Source organism: Rhizobium sp. P40RR-XXII (genome assembly GCF_012641405.1).
Classification (GTDB): Bacteria; Pseudomonadota; Alphaproteobacteria; order Rhizobiales; family Rhizobiaceae; genus Rhizobium.
Window position 1 is genome coordinate 1 of sequence record NZ_JABAII010000053.1, and the last position, 655, is coordinate 655.

A 655-nucleotide genomic window follows, 5' to 3' on the forward strand; every position below is an offset into this window, starting at 1 on the left:
TCCGCTTTCGGCACGGCGCTGGCGCATGCCGGCCTCGGCATTACTGTCCTTGGTATCATCGCGGTGACGACCTTCGAGGGCGAGAACATCACCAGTATGAAACCTGGCGAGACCGCTGAACTCGGCGGCTACAGCCTGCGCTTCGAGGGCATGCAGCCGGGCGTCGGTCCCAATTTTACCGAGGATCGTGCCCGCTTCACGGTCAGCCGCGGCGGGGTCGCCTTTGCGGAAATGTCCTCCGCCAAACGCGTCTTCACCGCGAGCCGTACGGCCACCACCGAATCCGGCATTCTCACGCTTGGACTTAGCCAGCTTTATGTGTCGGTCGGCGATGCCAGCAAGGATGGCGGCACGGTCGTGCGCATCTGGTGGAAACCCTTCATCCTCTGCATCTGGATGGGCGCGCTGGTCATGGCGATCGGCGGCTTCGTGTCGCTCAGCGATCGCCGCCTGCGCGTCGGCGCTCCCAGCCGCAAGGCGAAGCCGGCTCGCCCGGCGATGGAGCCGGCAGAATGAGCAGCTGTCGGCCGACAACCCGCTTTACCTGTATCTGCGGTCTCGGCGGCGTCATGCGACTGTTTCTTTGCCTTATCCCGCTACTGGCGCCGCTGCCCGCCTTTGCCGTCAATCCCGACGAGGTTCTGTCCGATCCGGC

Annotated in this window: 1 protein-coding gene; it reads left to right on the plus strand. The window is 64.7% G+C overall.

Annotation, left to right across the window (positions count from 1 at the left end; all coding sequences use genetic code 11):
- The coding region (locus tag HGP16_RS33720; RefSeq protein ID WP_281408299.1) for a cytochrome c-type biogenesis CcmF C-terminal domain-containing protein at positions 1 to 516 on the plus strand (516 nt) is incomplete at its 5' end.
- Positions 517 to 655 lie beyond the last annotated feature (139 nt).